We start from the raw sequence: 15675 nt of genomic DNA on the forward strand, positions 1-15675 counted from the left end.
TGCCGGGGCACCCCTTCCGCGTGGGTCAGTCCGCCAGCGCCGTGTCGACGTCGGGGTGCAGCGACAGGTAGTCGGTCAGGCCGAGCGTGGTGAGCAGCCGGCTCAGGAAGCCGGACGGCGCGGCCAGGCGCACCCAGCCACCGCGTTCCTGGGCCCGGCCGTGCGCGGTGACGAGCACGCCGACGCCCATGGAATCGCAGAAGTCGAGCCCGGACAGGTCGACCACCACCCGCGGGCTGGGGCGCTCGACGAGCCGGTTCAGATTCGCCTTCAGCGCCGGCGCGGTGTCGATGTCGAGCGATCCGCGGAGAACCAGTACGGCCGTGTTGGGTGGGTGGTGCGCGACCGATACCTGCATGGCTCCACCCTAGGTCAGCCCCGCCCGCGGGCCGAAATCCGCAGGCGGGGGAGACCGGGACCTGACTCAGATGTGGTTGCGCCACTTGCGGCCGCTGCGGCCGATCAGCCGGTCCGCGTCGGTGGGGCCCCAGGACGCCGCTTCGTACGTCGGGATCGGCGACTGGTCGTTCGCCCAGTGCTCGATGATCGGGTCGACGATCCGCCAGCACTGTTCCACCTCGTCGGAGCGGATGAACAGCGTCGGGTCGCCGACCAGGGCGTCCAGCAGCAGCCGCTCGTACGCCTCCGGCGACTCCTCGCGGAACGTCTGGTCGTAGGAGAAGTCCATGCTCGCGGTGCGCACCCGGAACGAGTGGCCCGGCACCTTGGCGCCGAAGCGCAGCGAGATGCCCTCGTTGGGCTGGATCCGCAGGATCAGCGCGTCCGCGTCCAGCTCGGTCAGCTGGGCGGTCGGGATGGGCAGGTGCGGCGGGCGCTGGAACTGCAGGGCCACCTCGGTGACCCGGGCCGGCAGCCGCTTGCCGGTACGCACGTAGAACGGCACCCCGGCCCAGCGCCAGTTGTCCACGTTCAGCCGCATCGCCGCGTACGTCTCGGTGCGCGAGAGCGGGTCGACGCCCTCCTCCTCGCGGTAGCCGGCCATCAGGTCGCTCCGGGTGCCGCCGCGGGTGTACTGCCCGCGCACCGCCAGGTCGGCGACGTCGCGGTTGGTGGGCAGCCGCACCGCCTGGAGCAGCTTCACCTTCTCGTTGCGCAGCCCTTCGGCGTCGAACGAGGCGGGCGGCTCCATCAGGGCCAGCGCGAGCACCTGCAGGACGTGGTTCTGCACGATGTCGCGCATCGCGCCGGCGTGCTCGTAGAAGCCGCCGCGGGTGCCCACGCCGAGCGTCTCGGCCACCGTGATCTGGACGTGGTCGACCCAGGAGCGGTCCCAGATCGGCTGGAAGATCGAGTTGGCGAAGCGCAGCGCCAGCACGTTCTGGACGGTGTCCTTGCCCAGGTAGTGGTCGATCCGGAAGACCTGCGGCTCGTCGAACGCGGCGTGCACGACGGCGTCCAGCTTGCGGGCGGTGTGCAGGTCGTTGCCGTACGGCTTCTCGATCACCAGGCGGGCGAACGCGCCCTCGCGGGCGTGGTTGAGCCCGGCACCGGCCAGGCCGTTGATCACCGGTTCGAACGCCTCGGCCGGGGTGGACAGGTAGAAGAGGCGGTTGCCCGCGGTGCCGCGCTGGGCGTCCAGCTCGTCGAGGACCTCGGCGAGCCGCTTGTAGGTGTCCGGGTCGTCGTACCCGCCGGGCACGTACCGGATGCCGCCCTGCAGCTGGGGCATGTCGCGCAGGCCCTTGTCGCCGAGCGCCTTCGCCACGAACTGCTCGTCGTTCATCGCCGTGCGGGCCACGCCGACGAGCGCGAACTCGCCGGGGATGCGGTGGTGCCGGGCCAGGCTCTCCACGGCCGGGATGAGCTTGCGCCGGGTCAGGTCGCCGGACGCCCCGAAGATCACCAGAGTGGCGGGTGGGGCGCTGCGCTCCTGGGCGAGTTGTGGGGCGGTGTCCATGGGTGCGTTCGTCCTCCGGCCGGGCGTCTCGAGCGTCTGACTGAACCTTACGGGGGCGCTGCGGGTCACGGTTCATTCCGGTACGCCGATGCGACAAGGTCCATAGCCATAAAAGTGGCATATTGGGGTAGAAGCCATGTGAGGGGGAGTCTCGTGAAGTACCGCCTTGTGACCCGCAGCGACTTCGACGGTCTGGTCTGTGCCGTCCTGCTGCAAGTCCTGGACCTGATCGACGACATCACGTTCGTGCACCCCAAGGACGTGCAGGACGGGACGACGGAAATCACTGAGCGTGACATCCTGACGAATCTCCCGTACGCCCCGGACGCGCACATGGTCTTCGACCACCACCATTCCGAGACGCTGCGTAACACCGGCAACAAGAACAACCACGTGATCAACCCGGACGCGCCGTCCGCCGCCCGGGTGATCTACGAGCACTTCGGCGGCGCGGAGCGCTTCCCGGAGGTGCCGGACGACCTGATGCGCGCCGTGGACCAGGCCGACTCCGCCGCCTACTCGATGGAGGACATCCTCCATCCGACCGGCTGGACGCTGCTCAACTTCCTGATGGACAGCCGTACCGGCCTGGGCCGGTTCCGCGAGTTCCGGATCTCCAACTACCAGCTGATGATGCTGCTGATCGACGCCTGCATCCAGATGGACATCGACGAGATCCTCAAGATGCCGGACGTGGCCGAGCGGGTGGACCTCTACCAGGCGTGCTCGGCGATGTTCGTGGAGCAGCTGCAGCGGGTCAGCCGGGTGGAGGGCGACGTGGTGGTGGTCGACCTGCGCGACGAGGATCTGATCCAGGCCGGTAACCGGTTCATGGTGTACGCGCTGTACCCGCAGTCCCGGGTGTCGATCCACATCATCTGGGGGCGGCAGAAGCTGAACACGGTGTTCGCCTGCGGCAAGTCGATCCTCGACCGGACCTCACCGGTCGACATCGGCGAGGTGATGCTGCGCTACGGCGGCGGCGGCCACTTGGCGGCCGGCACCTGCCAGGTCCCGCACACCGAGTCCGAACGGGTGCTCGGCGAGCTGCTCGACGCGCTGAAGACGCCCCGGCCGGTCAGCGTCTAGCAGGCGCACATCGGGGCGGGAAGTGGTCTTCCCGCCCCGTCGTGCGCGGGTCGTGGGCCATGCCCTGTGGCCCCACCCGCCCGTCGTGACCCGCGCCCCACGCGCTTCGCACGACACCCGCGCCCACCTGCGCGGGACAATCGGAGTTACGGGCCGTCCCGGTAGCTCCAGGCGCCCACCTTGGCGCCGGCGCCCACCGGCTCGCCGGCGTCCGCCGGCTCCGTCTCCGCGGCCGGCGCCTCCGCCGGCCCGGCACCCCGCCGGCGCCCGCGGATCAGCGCCACCACGGCGGCCGCACCGGCCAGGGCGGCGACGATCCAGCCGGCCGCGGACCAGAAGCCGCCCCCGCCGTCCTCGGCCTGTGCCTGCCCGACCAGCTCGGCGAACTGCTCGTCCTCGGTGGCCGGCCCGGTGCCGCCGTGCCCCGAGGTGTGCCCGGGCGCCTGCTGGCCGTCCGACGGCGTGAGGGTGAGCGTGGCCGCGGGCAGCGCCGGGCCGGGCTTGCCGCCGGCGTACGTCGGCTCCAGCGTGAAACGCATCTGGCTGACCATCGGCAACGGGCCCAGTGCCACGCTCAGCTCGGTCGACTTCCCGGGCGCGAGGTTGCGTCCACCGGCCGCGATCCAGGTGATCGCGGCGGCGGTCTCGGTCACCGGCGTACCGCCGTGGATGCTGGTCAGCGGCTTGGTCAGCTTCATGTTCTCGATCTGCGGCGCCCAGTCCGGCACCGACAGCGGGAACACCTCGGCCACCGGGGTGTCCTTCGGCAGCACGAGCCGTACCTTGGTGATCGCGGTGGGTGCCGTGTTCGTCACGCGGAAGGTGACGTTGGCGCCGCTGCCCTGTGCCGCGCTGGGCGGCTCCACGGTCACGTCGGCGGCGGCGGGCGCGGCCGCGCCCAGGACGGCGGCGGTGACCGCGACGGCGAGCACACCAGCCCGGCGCGCGAGGAGATTTCGGCTCACGCGAGGTAGTTCGGATCGGGCGCGCGAATGGTTCAACCTCGCCCGGATTTTTTCCGCCGGCCGGCCGGGGGAGGATGAGGTCATGCGTGACGTGCCGATCGACGGCGACATGATCCGACTCGGGCAGTTCCTCAAGCTCGCCGACCTGATCGACACCGGGGGCGAGGCCAAGATCCTGATCTCCTCCGGCGACGTCACGGTCAACGGCGAGGTGGACCTGCGCCGCGGCCGCCAACTGCACCGCGGCGACGTCGTGCGGGTGCGCGGGCACGGGGCCCGGGTGGCCTGAGCGCCCGATTTCCACTCCACATCGGACGCGAAGCGTGCCCGAACGGGCATTCCCTGGCAAGCCGTGACCGATGGTTGACTTCAGTCGATCACAGGCATGTACTGATGACCGATGTGTTACCGGCATCACACAGTCGGTGACCGCCTCGCCGGGGAGGCCGCATGTCTCGTGCCCACGCACGTGCCGCTCTGTCCGCGTCCGCCGCCGCCGTTCTGGCCGTGGCCCTCACCGGCTGCGCCGGCTGGGGCGGCGATTCGGCCGGGGACGGCGGAGCCAACAGCATCAACGTGCTGATGGTCAACAACCCGCAGATGATCGACCTGCAGCGGTTGACCGCCGAACACTTCACCCGGGAGACCGGCATCGGCGTCAACTTCACCGTGCTGCCGGAGAACGACGTCCGCGACAAGATCAGCCAGGAGTTCTCCAGCCAGGCCGGACAGTACGACGTCGCGTCGCTGTCCAACTTCGAGATCCCGATCTACGCGAAGAGTAGATGGATCGCACCGCTGGACGACTACGTCGCCGCGGACACCGCGTTCGACCAGGCCGACATCCTGGCGCCGATGACCGAGTCGCTCACCGCCGACGACGGCAAGCTGTACGGCGAACCGTTCTACGGCGAGTCCTCCTTCCTGATGTACCGCAAGGACGTGCTCGACGCCCAGGGTGTCCGGATGCCGGCCCGTCCCACCTGGACCGAGGTCGCCCGGATCGCCGCCCAGATCGACGGCAAGGTGCCCGGCATGGCCGGCATCTGCCTGCGCGGCCAGCCCGGCTGGGGCCAGGTGTTCGCGCCCCTGACCACCGTGGTCAACACGTTCGGCGGGACCTGGTTCGAGCAGGACTGGACGCCGAAGGTGAACGCGCCGGAGTTCCGGCAGGCCACCCAGTTCTACGTCGACCTGGTGCGGGCGCACGGCGAGGTCGGTGCACCGCAGGCCGGCTTCACCGAGTGCCTGAACAACCTGGTGCAGGGCAACGCCGCGATGTGGTACGACGCCACCAGCGCCGCCGGATCGCTGGAGGCCGCCGACTCGCCGGTCAAGGGCAAGATGGGGTACGTCGCGGCGCCGGTGGAGAAGACCCCCAGCTCCGGCTGGCTGTACGCCTGGTCCTGGAGCATCCAGCAGGCCAGCGAGAAGAAGGACAACGCCTGGAAGTTCATCTCGTGGGCCTCCAGCGCCGAGTACGAGCGGCTGGTCGGCGAGCAGGTCGGCTGGTCCAGCGTGCCGGCCGGGAAGCGCGCCTCGACCTACCGGAACCAGGACTACCTGCGGGTGGCGTCCGCATTCGCCGCGCCCACCCGGGACGCCATCGCCGGCGCCGACCCGCGCAATCCGGGCGTGCAGCCGCGCCCCGCGATCGGCATCCAGTTCGTCGACATCCCGGAGTTCACCGACCTGGGTACGCAGGTCTCGCAGTACGTCAGCTCGGCCATCGCCGGGCAGATGAGCGTGGACGAAGCCCTCGACCGCGGCCAGCGCCTCGCCGAGGACGTCGCCGAACGCTACAAGTCGCGTGAGGAAGGCTGAGGTGCGCCCATGACGTCCGTGGCCGAACAGACCGACAGCCGGGCCGGCACCCCGGCGCCGCAGCCCGGATCGGCTCGCCGGGCCACCGCCTGGGCCCGCCGGGCGCCGCTGCTGCCCGCACTCATCTTCATGATCGTGGTGACCCAGCTGCCGTTCGTCGCCACGCTGGTCATCTCGTTCATGGACTGGAACGCGTACTACCCGGAGGAGCGGGGCTTCGCCGGCTTCGACAACTTCGTCCGGGTCTTCACCGACATCAACATGCGCGACGCGGTCTGGACCACCATCCTGCTCACCGCCGGCGTGGTGCTGATCAGCCTGCTGCTGGGCCTGGGCATCGCGCTGCTGCTGGACCGGAAGTTCCGGGGCCGCGGCGCGGTCCGCACCATGATGATCGCGCCGTTCCTGGTGGTTCCGGTGGCGGCCGCGCTGCTCTGGAAGCACGCGCTCTACAACCCCGAGTACGGCCTGTTCAACGGCGCGCTCACGTGGATCTGGGGGCTGTTCGGGGCGGATCCGCCGCAGCCGGACTGGATCAGCAACATGCCGCTGTGGTCGGTCATCTTCGCGCTGGTCTGGCAGTGGACGCCGTTCATGATGCTGATCCTGCTGGCCGGTCTGCAGGGCCGCCCGCTCGACGTGATCGAGGCCGCCCGCATCGACGGCGCCAGCACCTGGCAGATCTTCCGCAGCATGACGCTGCCGCACCTGCGCCAGTACCTGGAGCTCGGCGCGCTGCTCGGCTCGATCTACATCGTGCAGAACTTCGACGCGGTCTTCACCATCACCTCCGGCGGGCTCGGCACCGCGAACCTGCCGTACACCATCTACACGATCTTCTACAACGCGCACGACTACGGGCGCGCCTCCGCGGCCGCCGTGATCGTGGTGATCGGCACGATCCTGATCGCGACGCTCGCGCTGCGCACCGTGTCGTCGCTGTTCCGAGAGGAGTCCGGCCGATGAGCGTGAATGCCTCTGTCACGGATACCGGGCCGGTGCCGGCCACCCGCGACGAGCGGGGCGCGCCGGTGAAGAAGCGGCGGGAACGCGGCGGAGTGTGGCTGACGCTGCTCGCCTGGGTGACCGGCATCCTGTTCGTGCTGCCGGTGGCGTGGATGGTGCTGACCTCGTTCCACTCCGAGGCCGACGCCGCGCAGAATCCACCGGCGGTGTTCGCGCCGCTCACCCTGGAGGGCTACCGCGAGTTCTTCTCCGGCGGCGCCAGCCCGTGGCCGCCGCTGCTCAACTCGCTGACCGCGAGCCTGGTCTCCACCCTGCTCGTGCTGCTGCTGTCCTTCCCGGCCGCGTACGCGCTCAGCATCAAGCCGGTGAAGAAGTGGACCGACGTGCTGTTCTTCTTCCTGTCCACCAAGATGTTGCCGGTGGTGGCCGGCCTGCTGCCGCTGTACCTGTTCGCCCAGAACACCGGCCTGCTGGACAACATCTGGCTGCTGATCGTCTTCTACACCTCGATGAACCTGCCGATCGCGGTGTGGATGATGCGCTCGTTCCTGTCCGAGGTGCCGGTGGAGATGCTGGAGGCGGCGGCGATGGACGGCGCGGGGCTGACCAGGACGCTCCGGTCGGTGATCGCCCCGGTGGTTCTGCCCGGCATCGCCGCGACCGCGCTGATCTGCTTCATCTTCAGCTGGAACGAGCTGCTCTTCGCCCGGGTCCTCACCGCCACCGTGGCGGAGACCGCGCCGGTGTTCCTGACCAGCTTCGTGACCAGTCAGGGACTGTTCCTGGCGCAGCTGTGCGCCGCCGCGTTCGTGGTGTCCCTGCCGGTGCTGGTGGCCGGGTTCGCCGCCCAGGACAAGCTGGTCCAGGGGCTGTCCCTAGGTTCGGTGAAGTAGCGGCACCGGGGCGGGCTGCGGGCGGACCAGGCCGAGATAGGCCAGCTTCTGCTGGATGATCTCCGGCGTGAACGGCTTGAGCACGTACTCGTGGGCGCCGGCGGCCAGCGCGCGCACCATCTGACTGTGTTCGGCCTCGGTCGTCACCATCATCATGCACATGTCCCGCAGCGGAGGCATCTTGCGGACGTGGCGGATCAGCTCGAGCCCGTCCATCACCGGCATGTTCCAGTCGATCAGCGCGACGTCCGGCACGGTGGGAATCTCCACCAGCAGGTCCAGGGCTTCCTGCCCGTTGCCGGCCTCGTACGCGGCGAAGCCCAGCCCGCCCACGATGCGCTGCAGGATGTGGCGCATCGTGCTGGAGTCGTCGACCACGAGAGCCAGCATTTCAGTCGCCCTTCGGAGGAGGTGAAGCCACGAAGTCCCATCGGCCGGCGCGATCTCCGGCTGAGCTGTTCGCCGGACATTCATCCGGCCGGTCTTCCACCCGAAATCCGGCTTGGCGCTCAGCCGGAGCGGTACGGCGCCGAACGGGTAGATAGGCCGCGCCGCACGGGCTGGCGACGGTGGAAGTGGGGGAAGAATGCCGGTGCCCAGAGCGCTGCCGTGGTTCGTCGCCGCCGTGTTGGTTCTCGCCACCGGCACGGCCTGTGGTGGCAGTCCGGACGTGCAGGTCGTGCAGGCGGATCGCGGGATGGTCGGCATCGCGCTGCCGACCACCAAGTCGCCGCGCTGGGTGGGCGACGGGCAGAGCATGGTCCGGCAGTTCGAACTGCTCGGCTACCGCACCGAACTGGCGTACGGCGAGGATGACGTCAACGGCCAGATCAGCCAGCTGCAAGCCATGATCGACAAGGGTGCCAAGGCGCTGGTCGTCGGCAGCATCGACGGCGGTGCGCTCAAGGACGTCCTGTCCGCCGCCGCGGCCGCGAAGATCCCGGTCATCGCGTACGACCGTCTGATCCGCGACACCGGCGACCTGAGCTACTACGCGACCTTCGACAACTTCAAGGTCGGCGTTCTGCAGGCCGCCTTCATCGTCGACGCGCTGGGTCTGGCCAAGGCGGACGGCCCGTTCACCATCGAGCTGTTCGCCGGGTCGGCCGACGACAACAACGCCACCTTCTTCTTCAACGGCGCCATGAGCGTGCTCCAGCCGTACCTGGATGCCGGCAAGCTGCGGGTCGCCAGCGGGGAGACCAGCTTCCGGGAGGTGGCCACGATGCGCTGGGACGGCGCGGTGGCGAAGAAGCGGATGGAGAGCCTGCTCGCCGGGCCGCTCGCGGAGGAGCGGGTGGACGCGGTGCTGTCGCCGTACGACGGAATCAGCCGCGGCATCCTCGAGGCATTGCAGGCCGCCGGGTACGGCGGCGCGCGGAAGCTGCCGGTCATCACCGGCCAGGACGCCGAGATCGAATCGGTGAAGCTGATCGCGTCCGGCGAACAGACCCAGACGGTGTACAAGGACACCCGGGAACTCGCCAAGGTCGCGGTGCAGATGACGAATTCGCTGCTGACCGGCGGCGAGCCGGAGGTGAACGACACGAAGCAGTACAACAACGGCGTCAAGGTGGTACCGACGTTCCTGCTGCAGCCGGTGAACGTGGACAAGTCCAATTACCGGCGCGTGCTGGTCGAGGGCGGCTACTACACCGCCGACCAGCTGGCCGGGTGAAACGCGATGACGGGTCGAGCCGAACGATGAACGTACGCACCGCGGGACCGCTGCGCCGGTTCCTGGACCTTTCCATCCGCACGAAGTTGGCCACGCTGGTCGCCGCGAGCCTGATCGCGCTGGCCACCTGCCTGGGCGTGACGGTGGTCAACGACCGGACGGCGGTCCGCACGGCCGAGCAGCTGGAGCGCATCAACGCGGCGAGCACCCTGGTCCTGCAGCTCGACCGGGAGGCCAGCGAGCTGAAGGCCAACGGACTGCAGGCGGTCATCCGGGAGGATCCGAAGCAGCAGACCGCGGTGCTTCAGGCCCGGGTCGCCGTGACGAACGACCTGCTCACCCGGCTCGACAAGATCGGCCTGCCGGCCGGGTTGTCCGCCGCGGTACAGCGGATCACGAGCGTGGCGGCCGACTACACCGCCACCATCGACCGGTTCGTGGCCGGGGCGGGCGCCGACCCCGCGGGCGCCCGCCTGTCCTGGGAGCAGATCGGCGTCGACAACTACCTGATCAGCGCGGTGCTCGCCAACGAGCGGGGGCTGTTCATCGACACCGTCGCGCGGGCCGAGGCCGCCGCCGACGCCAGCCGGGCCCAGGCCGAGCGGGTCCTGTGGGTCGCGGTCGCGGTCGCCGCGGTGGTCGTGTGTCTCCTGGCCCGCCTCGTGGTCGTCGCCATCACCCGCCCGCTGCTGCGGGTTCGCGGCGCGCTGCAGGCGATGGCCGGCGGCGACCTGACCGTCGAGGCGGCGGCGCGCGGGCGCGACGAGGTCGGCCAGATGGCCCGGGCGCTCGCCGAGGCCCAGGCCAACATGCGCCGGGTCGTCTCCTCGGTGGCCAGCTCGGCGGAGTCGGTGGCCGCGGCGGCGGAGGAGATGACGTCCACCTCCCACACCATGTCGTCGTCCGCGGATCAGGCCGCCGGTCAGGCCCAGGGCGTCTCGCTCGCCGCGGCCGGCGTGTCCGACAACGTGTCCGCGGTGGCCAAGGGCACCCACGAGATGGGTGCGTCGATCCGCGACATCGCCCACAACGCCACGGCGGCGGCCCGGGTGGCGGCGCAGGCGGTCGGCGTCGCCGAAGCCGCCACGGCACAGGTCGGCAAGCTGGGCGAGTCGTCCAGTGAGATCGCCACGGTGATCAAGGTGATCACCAGCATCGCCGAGCAGACCAACCTGCTGGCCCTGAACGCCACGATCGAGGCGGCCCGCGCCGGTGAGATGGGCAAGGGTTTCGCGGTGGTCGCGGGCGAGGTCAAGGACCTGGCGCAGGAGACCGCGAAGGCGACCGAGGACATCTCGCGCCGGGTGCAGGCCATCCAGGGCGACACGGCCGGTGCGGTGGAGGCGATCGGCGAGATCACGTCCGTGATCGCCCAGATCAACGACTATCAGGCCACGATCGCCAGCGCCGTCGAGGAACAGACCGCCACCACCGAGGAGATGAGCCGCAGCGTGGCCATGGCCGCGTCCGGAGCGGGCGACATCGCGGCGAACATCACCGGCGTGGCGACCGCCACGCAGGTCAGCACGGAGGGCATCGCACAATCCCGGCAGGCGGTCACCGAGCTCAGCGCGATGGCGCACAATCTGCAGTCGCTGGTGAGCCACTTCCGGTTCTGACGGGTGCCACCCGGCTCCGCGGCGCCCGCGGTCAGGCGGATTCGCGGCGGATCAACCGGGTGGGCAGGATCATGGACGAGCGTTCCTGCCCCGCGATCAGCCCGATCAGCATCCGGGTCATCTCCCGGCCGAGGGCCTGGATCGACTGGTGCACCGTGGTCAGGGGCGGTTCGGTGCGCTCGGCGATGGCGAGATCGTCGAAACCCACCACCGCCACGTCGGCCGGTACCCGCCGGCCGGCGTCGCCGAGCACACGCAGGGCACCGGCCGCCATGTTGTCGCTGGCCGCGAACACCGCGTCGAGGTCGGGGTGGCGGTCGAGCAGAACCTTCATCGCCGCGGCGCCGCTGGCCTCGGTGAAGTCGCCCTCCGCCGTGCCGTGCGGGGTGAGCCCGGCCATGATCATCGCCTCGCGGTAACCGCGGTAGCGGGCCTCGCCGACGTCGGTGTACATCTGGCCGGTGATGGTGACGATCCGGGTGCGGCCGAGGCCGATGAGGTGCTCGGTGGCGAGACGCGCGCCGCCGAGGTTGTCGGAGTCGACGTACCACTGCGGCTCGGCGTGCAACGGCCGCCCGCCGTACACCGCGGGCAGGCCGGCCCGGCGCACGATGTGGGTCAGCGGATCGTCGCCGTGCAGCGCCATCAGCATGATGCCGTCGACGCCGCGCGTGTGCAGCAGGTTGGTCAGCCGGGACCGGCCCCGGCCGGAGCTGGCCAGGCACAGCAGCAGGTGCAGGTCGGTGTCCTCGAGCGCCGCCGACACGCCCACGATGACCTGGGCGAAGAACGGGTCGGCGAACAGCTCGGGATCGTCGTGGGAGACCGCCAGGGCGACGATCCCGGTCTGCTGGGTGGCCAGGGCCCGGGCCGTACGGTTGGGCAGGTAGCCCAGTGCCTTGATGGCCTTCTCGACGGCGTCGCGGGTGGCGCGGCTGACGTGCGGTGCGTTGTTGATGACCCGCGAGGCGGCCGAACGGGACACCCCGGCGCGCTCGGCCACCTCGTCGAGGGTGGGTTGCCGCCGAGGTGTCGCTGCCATCTCGATGCCGAGCCCTTCCTGTCGCCCGCCGGGCAGGCCCGGGCTGATCGATGGTATCCACCCCCGGCGGCGGCGTCGATGCGGTCTGGAAGCGGTCCCAGTGTGGTCCGGAGCGCTCGGCGGGATATTCACCAGTGTGCTTGACTTTTACAGTTGTGTTACCGAGCATCAGATCGACAGGCATAGATGGATGACGCTGGAAGCGCTTCCAGTCTTAGGAGAGTTGTCGATGAAGATGCCCACCCGTTCCCGGGCGCTCGCCGCCGCGCTGGCACTGGCCGTCCCCGCGGTCCTGCTCAGCGCGCCCGCTGCCCACGCCGATCCGATCAGCCAGACCAGCGGGTTCTATGTGAATCCCAATTCCAGCCCCGCGTCCTGGGTCGCCGCCAACTCCGGTGACGGCCGCGCGGCCGCCATCCGGACCGAGATCGCCCAGCGCCCGATGGCCAGCTGGTTCGGCAACTGGAGCGGCGACATCACGAGCGCGGTCGGCGGATACGTCGGTGCCGCGGACGCCGTGGACAAGCTTCCGCTCCTGGTCGCCTACAACCTTCCCGGCCGGGACGCGTGCGGCGGCCACTCCAGCGGGGGTGCCGGCAGCGTCGCCGCCTACGACGCCTGGATGAGCGCGTTCGCCGGCGCGATCGGCAACCGGCCCGCCGTGGTGGTCCTCGAGCCGGACGCGCTGGGCGACTTCAACTGCATGAACCAGACGCAGATCAGCGAACGGGTGGGCATGCTCTCCCGCGCCGTCGCCCAGTTCCGGTCCAAGGCGCCGAACACCTGGGCCTACCTCGACGCCGGCAACCCCGGTTGGGTCGACGCGCCGACCATGGCGCAGCGCCTCAACCAGGCCGGCGTGGGGAACGCGCGCGGCTTCGCGCTGAACGTGTCGAACTACTTCACGACCGGCGAGAACACCAACTACGGCAACCGTCTCGTCGGCGAGCTGCAGAGGCTGGGCCACCAGAAGTCGTTCGTGATCGACACCAGCCGCAACGGCAACGGCGCCAACGGTCAATGGTGCAACCCGGCCGGCCGCCGGATCGGCACCCCGACCCAGATGGGCGGCGGCGCGGAGATGCTGCTGTGGCTCAAGACCCCGGGTGAGTCCGACGGCAACTGCGGTGTCGGCGGGGGATCCACGGCCGGGCAGTTCCTGCCCGAGGTCGCCTACAAGATGATCTACGGGCACTGACCCGGAGAGCCGTGCGGCGGGCCGGACCGGGTGCGGGGACGGCACAGGTCAGTAACCGGCGGCCAGCCGCACGGCGGCGCTCGCGCCCGCCAGATGACCGGACGCGACGGCCGCGGCCACCGACGGCGGTACGGCGGTGGCCGCGTCGCCGGCCGCGTACAGCCCCGGCACCGCGGTCCGGCACATGCCGTCCACCTCGACCGCCTCGACGCCCAGCATCTCGTCGGGTTCGCGGACCGTGGCGCCGAGCATCCCGGCCAGCGGCGACCGCTGGTACAGGTACGCCTTGACCAGCAGGGCGCCGATGGCCAGCTCGGTACCGTCGGCGAACACCACGGCGCGCAGCTCGGTGCCGGGACCGTCGAGTGCGGCCACCGGTCGCTCGTCCCATCCCACGCCGCCGGCGGTCAGCAGGTCCCGCTGCGGCCCGGTCAGCGCGCTGCCGTTGGTCAGCAGCGTGATGTCCCGGCTCCAGGCCCGGAGGTTCAGGGCTCCGTGTACGCCGACCGCGCCGGTCGCCAGGACACCGAGCGGCCGGTCGCGGACCTCCCAGCCGTGGCAGAACGGACAGTGGAAGACCGAGCCGCCCCAGCGCTGGTCCATCCCGGGCAGCCGGGGATGGTGGTACCGCATCCCGGGAGCGAGGATCACGCTGCGGGTACGCTCGCCGCGCCCGTCGGCCGGCGTCACGGTGAAGCTGCCGTCGTGGTGGCGTTCGCCCCGGACGACCTCCCCGCCCCGAAACCGGACGGCGGGGTACGCGGCCAGCTCCCGGCGGCCCGCGGCGTGGAACTCCGCGGGCGCCCGCCCGTCCTGTCCGAGCAGGCCGCGGATGCCCGCGGCGGCCAGGTTGCTCGGCCGGCCCGCGTCCATGAGCAACGTGGCGCACCGGGCCCGGCCCAGGGTCAGCGCCGCACTCAGGCCGGCCGCGCCGCCGCCCACCACGATGGCGTCCCACACCTGTCCCGCAGTCTCCGTCATGGGTACCACCGAACCAGCCGGTGGCCGGCCGGACCATGCGGGATCCGCTCGCGCCGATACGCGCCTGTGCCCCGGTAGCATCGCGCGGTGGACATGATCGGTCAGGCCGTCGCGAGCCTGCGGGCCGGGCGCGGCACCGTGCGGCGGTTCCGCCGATCGGGCGCCTGGGGCATCGGGTACGCCGGTCTGACCGGCAGCGGCTTCCACCTGATCCTGCGCGGAACCGCCTGGCTGATCAGCGCGGACGCACCGCCCGTCGCGCTGCGCCCGGGTGACGTCGTGCTGATCACGTCCGGTGCGGACCACGGCCTGAGCGCGGCACCCGCCCGGCTCCGCGATCTCCCCCCGGTCGCCCTGGGCCTGGACCCGCCCGAGCCCGGGCCGGCCGACGTGGAGTTCCTCTGCGGCGCGTACCGGCTGGAGCGGGGCCCGGCGCATCCGGCGCTGGCCGCGCTGCCCGATCCGATCGTGGTGCCCGCGGACGGCGACCAGCCGGAGCGGTTGCGGGCCCTGGCCGACCTGTTCGACGCCGACGGGCTGCGGTCCGGGCCCGGCGCCGGGGTGACCTGGCCGGCGCTGCTGGACCTGATGCTCGTGCACGCCCTGCGCCGGTGGCTGGCCCGGCGGCCGGAGCACGGCCGGCTGATGATGACCGACCCGGCGGTCGCCGTCGCGCTGCGCGCCATCCACGACAGCCCGCAGACGCGGTGGACGGTGACGCAGCTCGGCCACCGGGCCGGCCTGTCCCGGGCCGCCTTCACGAGACGGTTCACCGCGTCGGTCGGCGAGCCGCCCATGCGGTACCTGACCGGCTGGCGGCTCAACTGCGCCGCGCGCCTGCTCCGGGACACCGGCGAGCCGCTGGCCGCGATCGCCCGCCAGGTCGGCTACGCCACCGAGTACGCCTTCGCCGCCGCGTTCCGCCGCGAGTTCGGCACGGCCCCGGGGCGGTTCCGGGAGCGGCAGGTTTCCGGTGCGCAGTAAACGGACATAAGGTGCTAAACCGCTCATCGGTAAGAAGGGAAACACGATGACGAACAGCACCAGGCGCCGGTGGCCACGGCAGGCTCTCCGCGTCCTCGGCGGTACGGTCGCGGCGACCGGACTCCTGCTCGGCGGTACGTCCCTGCCGGCGAGCGCCGCCGGCAACCCGTACACCCCGCGGAAGGTGTGCGGCAGCGGGTACGGCGTGCAGCGTGCGCACGCGCTGCCCGGCGCCACCGTCTATCAACTGTTCAACGGCCGGACCAACTGCGTCGTCACGATCAAGACCGCGGCGGTCGGCCGGCCCACGAAGATCACCGCCGGCCTGCGGGTCGCCGGTTCGTCGTGGGCCTACGACACCGGCCGGTACGCCTACTACGCCGGCCCGGTCAAGCAGGCCGGCGCCGGAAAGTGCGTCCGCTACTTCGGCTACTCCGGGGGCCGGAACTACACCGGCCCGTGGGGCAACTGCGGCTGACCGCACGGCGGGCCGCGTCCGGCGTACTACTTCCGTGGTA

16 protein-coding genes are annotated in these 15675 nt (G+C 70.9%); 10 read left to right on the forward strand and 6 right to left on the reverse strand.

Features of this window, described 5'->3' with window-relative positions; all coding sequences use genetic code 11:
• Positions 1–25: 25 nt before the first annotated feature.
• Complete coding sequence (locus tag LDL48_RS04415; protein ID WP_225253679.1) at positions 26–358, reverse strand: STAS domain-containing protein; 333 nt, start codon at positions 356–358, stop codon at positions 26–28.
• 66 nt (positions 359–424) lie between these two features.
• Positions 425–1918 carry a glucose-6-phosphate dehydrogenase gene (zwf, locus tag LDL48_RS04420; protein WP_225253680.1) on the reverse strand — a complete coding sequence of 498 codons (1494 nt, stop codon included), beginning with the start codon at positions 1916–1918 and terminating at the stop codon, positions 425–427.
• A 153-nt stretch (positions 1919–2071) separates the two neighbouring features.
• Between zwf and LDL48_RS04425 the strand changes: the two genes are divergently transcribed.
• Entirely contained in the window at positions 2072–3007 is a 936-nt protein-coding gene (locus LDL48_RS04425; protein WP_225253681.1) for a DHH family phosphoesterase, read from the forward strand.
• Positions 3008–3153: 146 nt separating this feature from the next.
• Here LDL48_RS04425 and LDL48_RS04430 read toward each other — a convergent pair whose 3' ends face one another.
• Positions 3154–3972 (reverse strand): DUF1775 domain-containing protein, encoded by an 819-nt coding sequence (locus LDL48_RS04430; protein WP_225253682.1) that lies wholly within the window; start codon positions 3970–3972, stop codon positions 3154–3156.
• 82 nt (positions 3973–4054) lie between these two features.
• Between LDL48_RS04430 and LDL48_RS04435 the strand changes: the two genes are divergently transcribed.
• The 4 genes from LDL48_RS04435 (at position 4055) to LDL48_RS04450 (ending at position 7655) form a co-directional block, all read left to right on the forward strand.
• Entirely contained in the window at positions 4055–4261 is a 207-nt protein-coding gene (locus LDL48_RS04435; RefSeq protein WP_225253683.1) for an RNA-binding S4 domain-containing protein, read from the forward strand.
• 161 nt (positions 4262–4422) lie between these two features.
• A complete protein-coding gene (locus tag LDL48_RS04440; RefSeq protein ID WP_225253684.1) occupies positions 4423–5796 on the forward strand; it encodes an ABC transporter substrate-binding protein in 1374 nt (457 codons plus the stop codon).
• Positions 5797–5805: 9 nt separating this feature from the next.
• Positions 5806–6762, forward strand: coding sequence for a carbohydrate ABC transporter permease (locus tag LDL48_RS04445; RefSeq protein ID WP_225253685.1), 957 nt, complete (start codon positions 5806–5808; stop codon positions 6760–6762).
• Entirely contained in the window at positions 6759–7655 is an 897-nt protein-coding gene (locus LDL48_RS04450) for a carbohydrate ABC transporter permease (protein WP_225253686.1), read from the forward strand. The genes LDL48_RS04445 and LDL48_RS04450 overlap by 4 nt, the downstream gene beginning before the upstream one ends.
• On the opposite strand, the gene LDL48_RS04455 is transcribed toward LDL48_RS04450, so the two are convergent.
• Entirely contained in the window at positions 7638–8045 is a 408-nt protein-coding gene (locus LDL48_RS04455; protein ID WP_225253687.1) for a response regulator, read from the reverse strand. The genes LDL48_RS04450 and LDL48_RS04455 overlap by 18 nt on opposite strands.
• A gap of 196 nt (positions 8046–8241) precedes the next feature.
• On the opposite strand from LDL48_RS04455, the gene chvE reads away from it, so the two are divergent.
• Both chvE and LDL48_RS04465 read left to right on the forward strand, forming a co-directional pair.
• The gene (gene chvE / locus LDL48_RS04460; protein WP_225253688.1) at positions 8242–9333 is read left to right on the forward strand and encodes a multiple monosaccharide ABC transporter substrate-binding protein; all 1092 of its coding nucleotides are present in this window, start codon (positions 8242–8244) and stop codon (positions 9331–9333) included.
• Positions 9334–9359: 26 nt separating this feature from the next.
• Positions 9360–10952, forward strand: coding sequence for a methyl-accepting chemotaxis protein (locus LDL48_RS04465; protein WP_225253689.1), 1593 nt, complete (start codon positions 9360–9362; stop codon positions 10950–10952).
• Between the two features lie 31 nt (positions 10953–10983).
• Here the strand turns inward: LDL48_RS04465 and LDL48_RS04470 are convergent, their stop codons facing one another.
• A complete protein-coding gene (locus LDL48_RS04470) occupies positions 10984–11994 on the reverse strand; it encodes a LacI family DNA-binding transcriptional regulator (protein ID WP_225253690.1) in 1011 nt (336 codons plus the stop codon).
• A gap of 229 nt (positions 11995–12223) precedes the next feature.
• On the opposite strand from LDL48_RS04470, the gene LDL48_RS04475 reads away from it, so the two are divergent.
• Entirely contained in the window at positions 12224–13192 is a 969-nt protein-coding gene (locus tag LDL48_RS04475) for a glycoside hydrolase family 6 protein (RefSeq protein ID WP_225253691.1), read from the forward strand.
• A gap of 48 nt (positions 13193–13240) precedes the next feature.
• Here the strand turns inward: LDL48_RS04475 and LDL48_RS04480 are convergent, their stop codons facing one another.
• On the reverse strand, positions 13241–14173 hold the full coding sequence (locus tag LDL48_RS04480) for an NAD(P)/FAD-dependent oxidoreductase (protein ID WP_225253692.1): 933 nt from the start codon (positions 14171–14173) through the stop codon (positions 13241–13243).
• Positions 14174–14266: 93 nt separating this feature from the next.
• On the opposite strand from LDL48_RS04480, the gene LDL48_RS04485 reads away from it, so the two are divergent.
• Together LDL48_RS04485 and LDL48_RS04490 are read left to right on the forward strand one after the other, a co-directional pair.
• On the forward strand, positions 14267–15157 hold the full coding sequence (locus LDL48_RS04485) for an AraC family transcriptional regulator (RefSeq protein ID WP_225253770.1): 891 nt from the start codon (positions 14267–14269) through the stop codon (positions 15155–15157).
• 46 nt (positions 15158–15203) lie between these two features.
• Positions 15204–15635 carry a hypothetical protein gene (locus tag LDL48_RS04490; RefSeq protein WP_225253693.1) on the forward strand — a complete coding sequence of 144 codons (432 nt, stop codon included), beginning with the start codon at positions 15204–15206 and terminating at the stop codon, positions 15633–15635.
• Positions 15636–15675 lie beyond the last annotated feature (40 nt).

It is taken from the genome of Jidongwangia harbinensis, assembly GCF_020216025.1.
Taxonomy (GTDB): domain Bacteria; phylum Actinomycetota; class Actinomycetes; order Mycobacteriales; family Micromonosporaceae; genus Actinoplanes; species Actinoplanes harbinensis.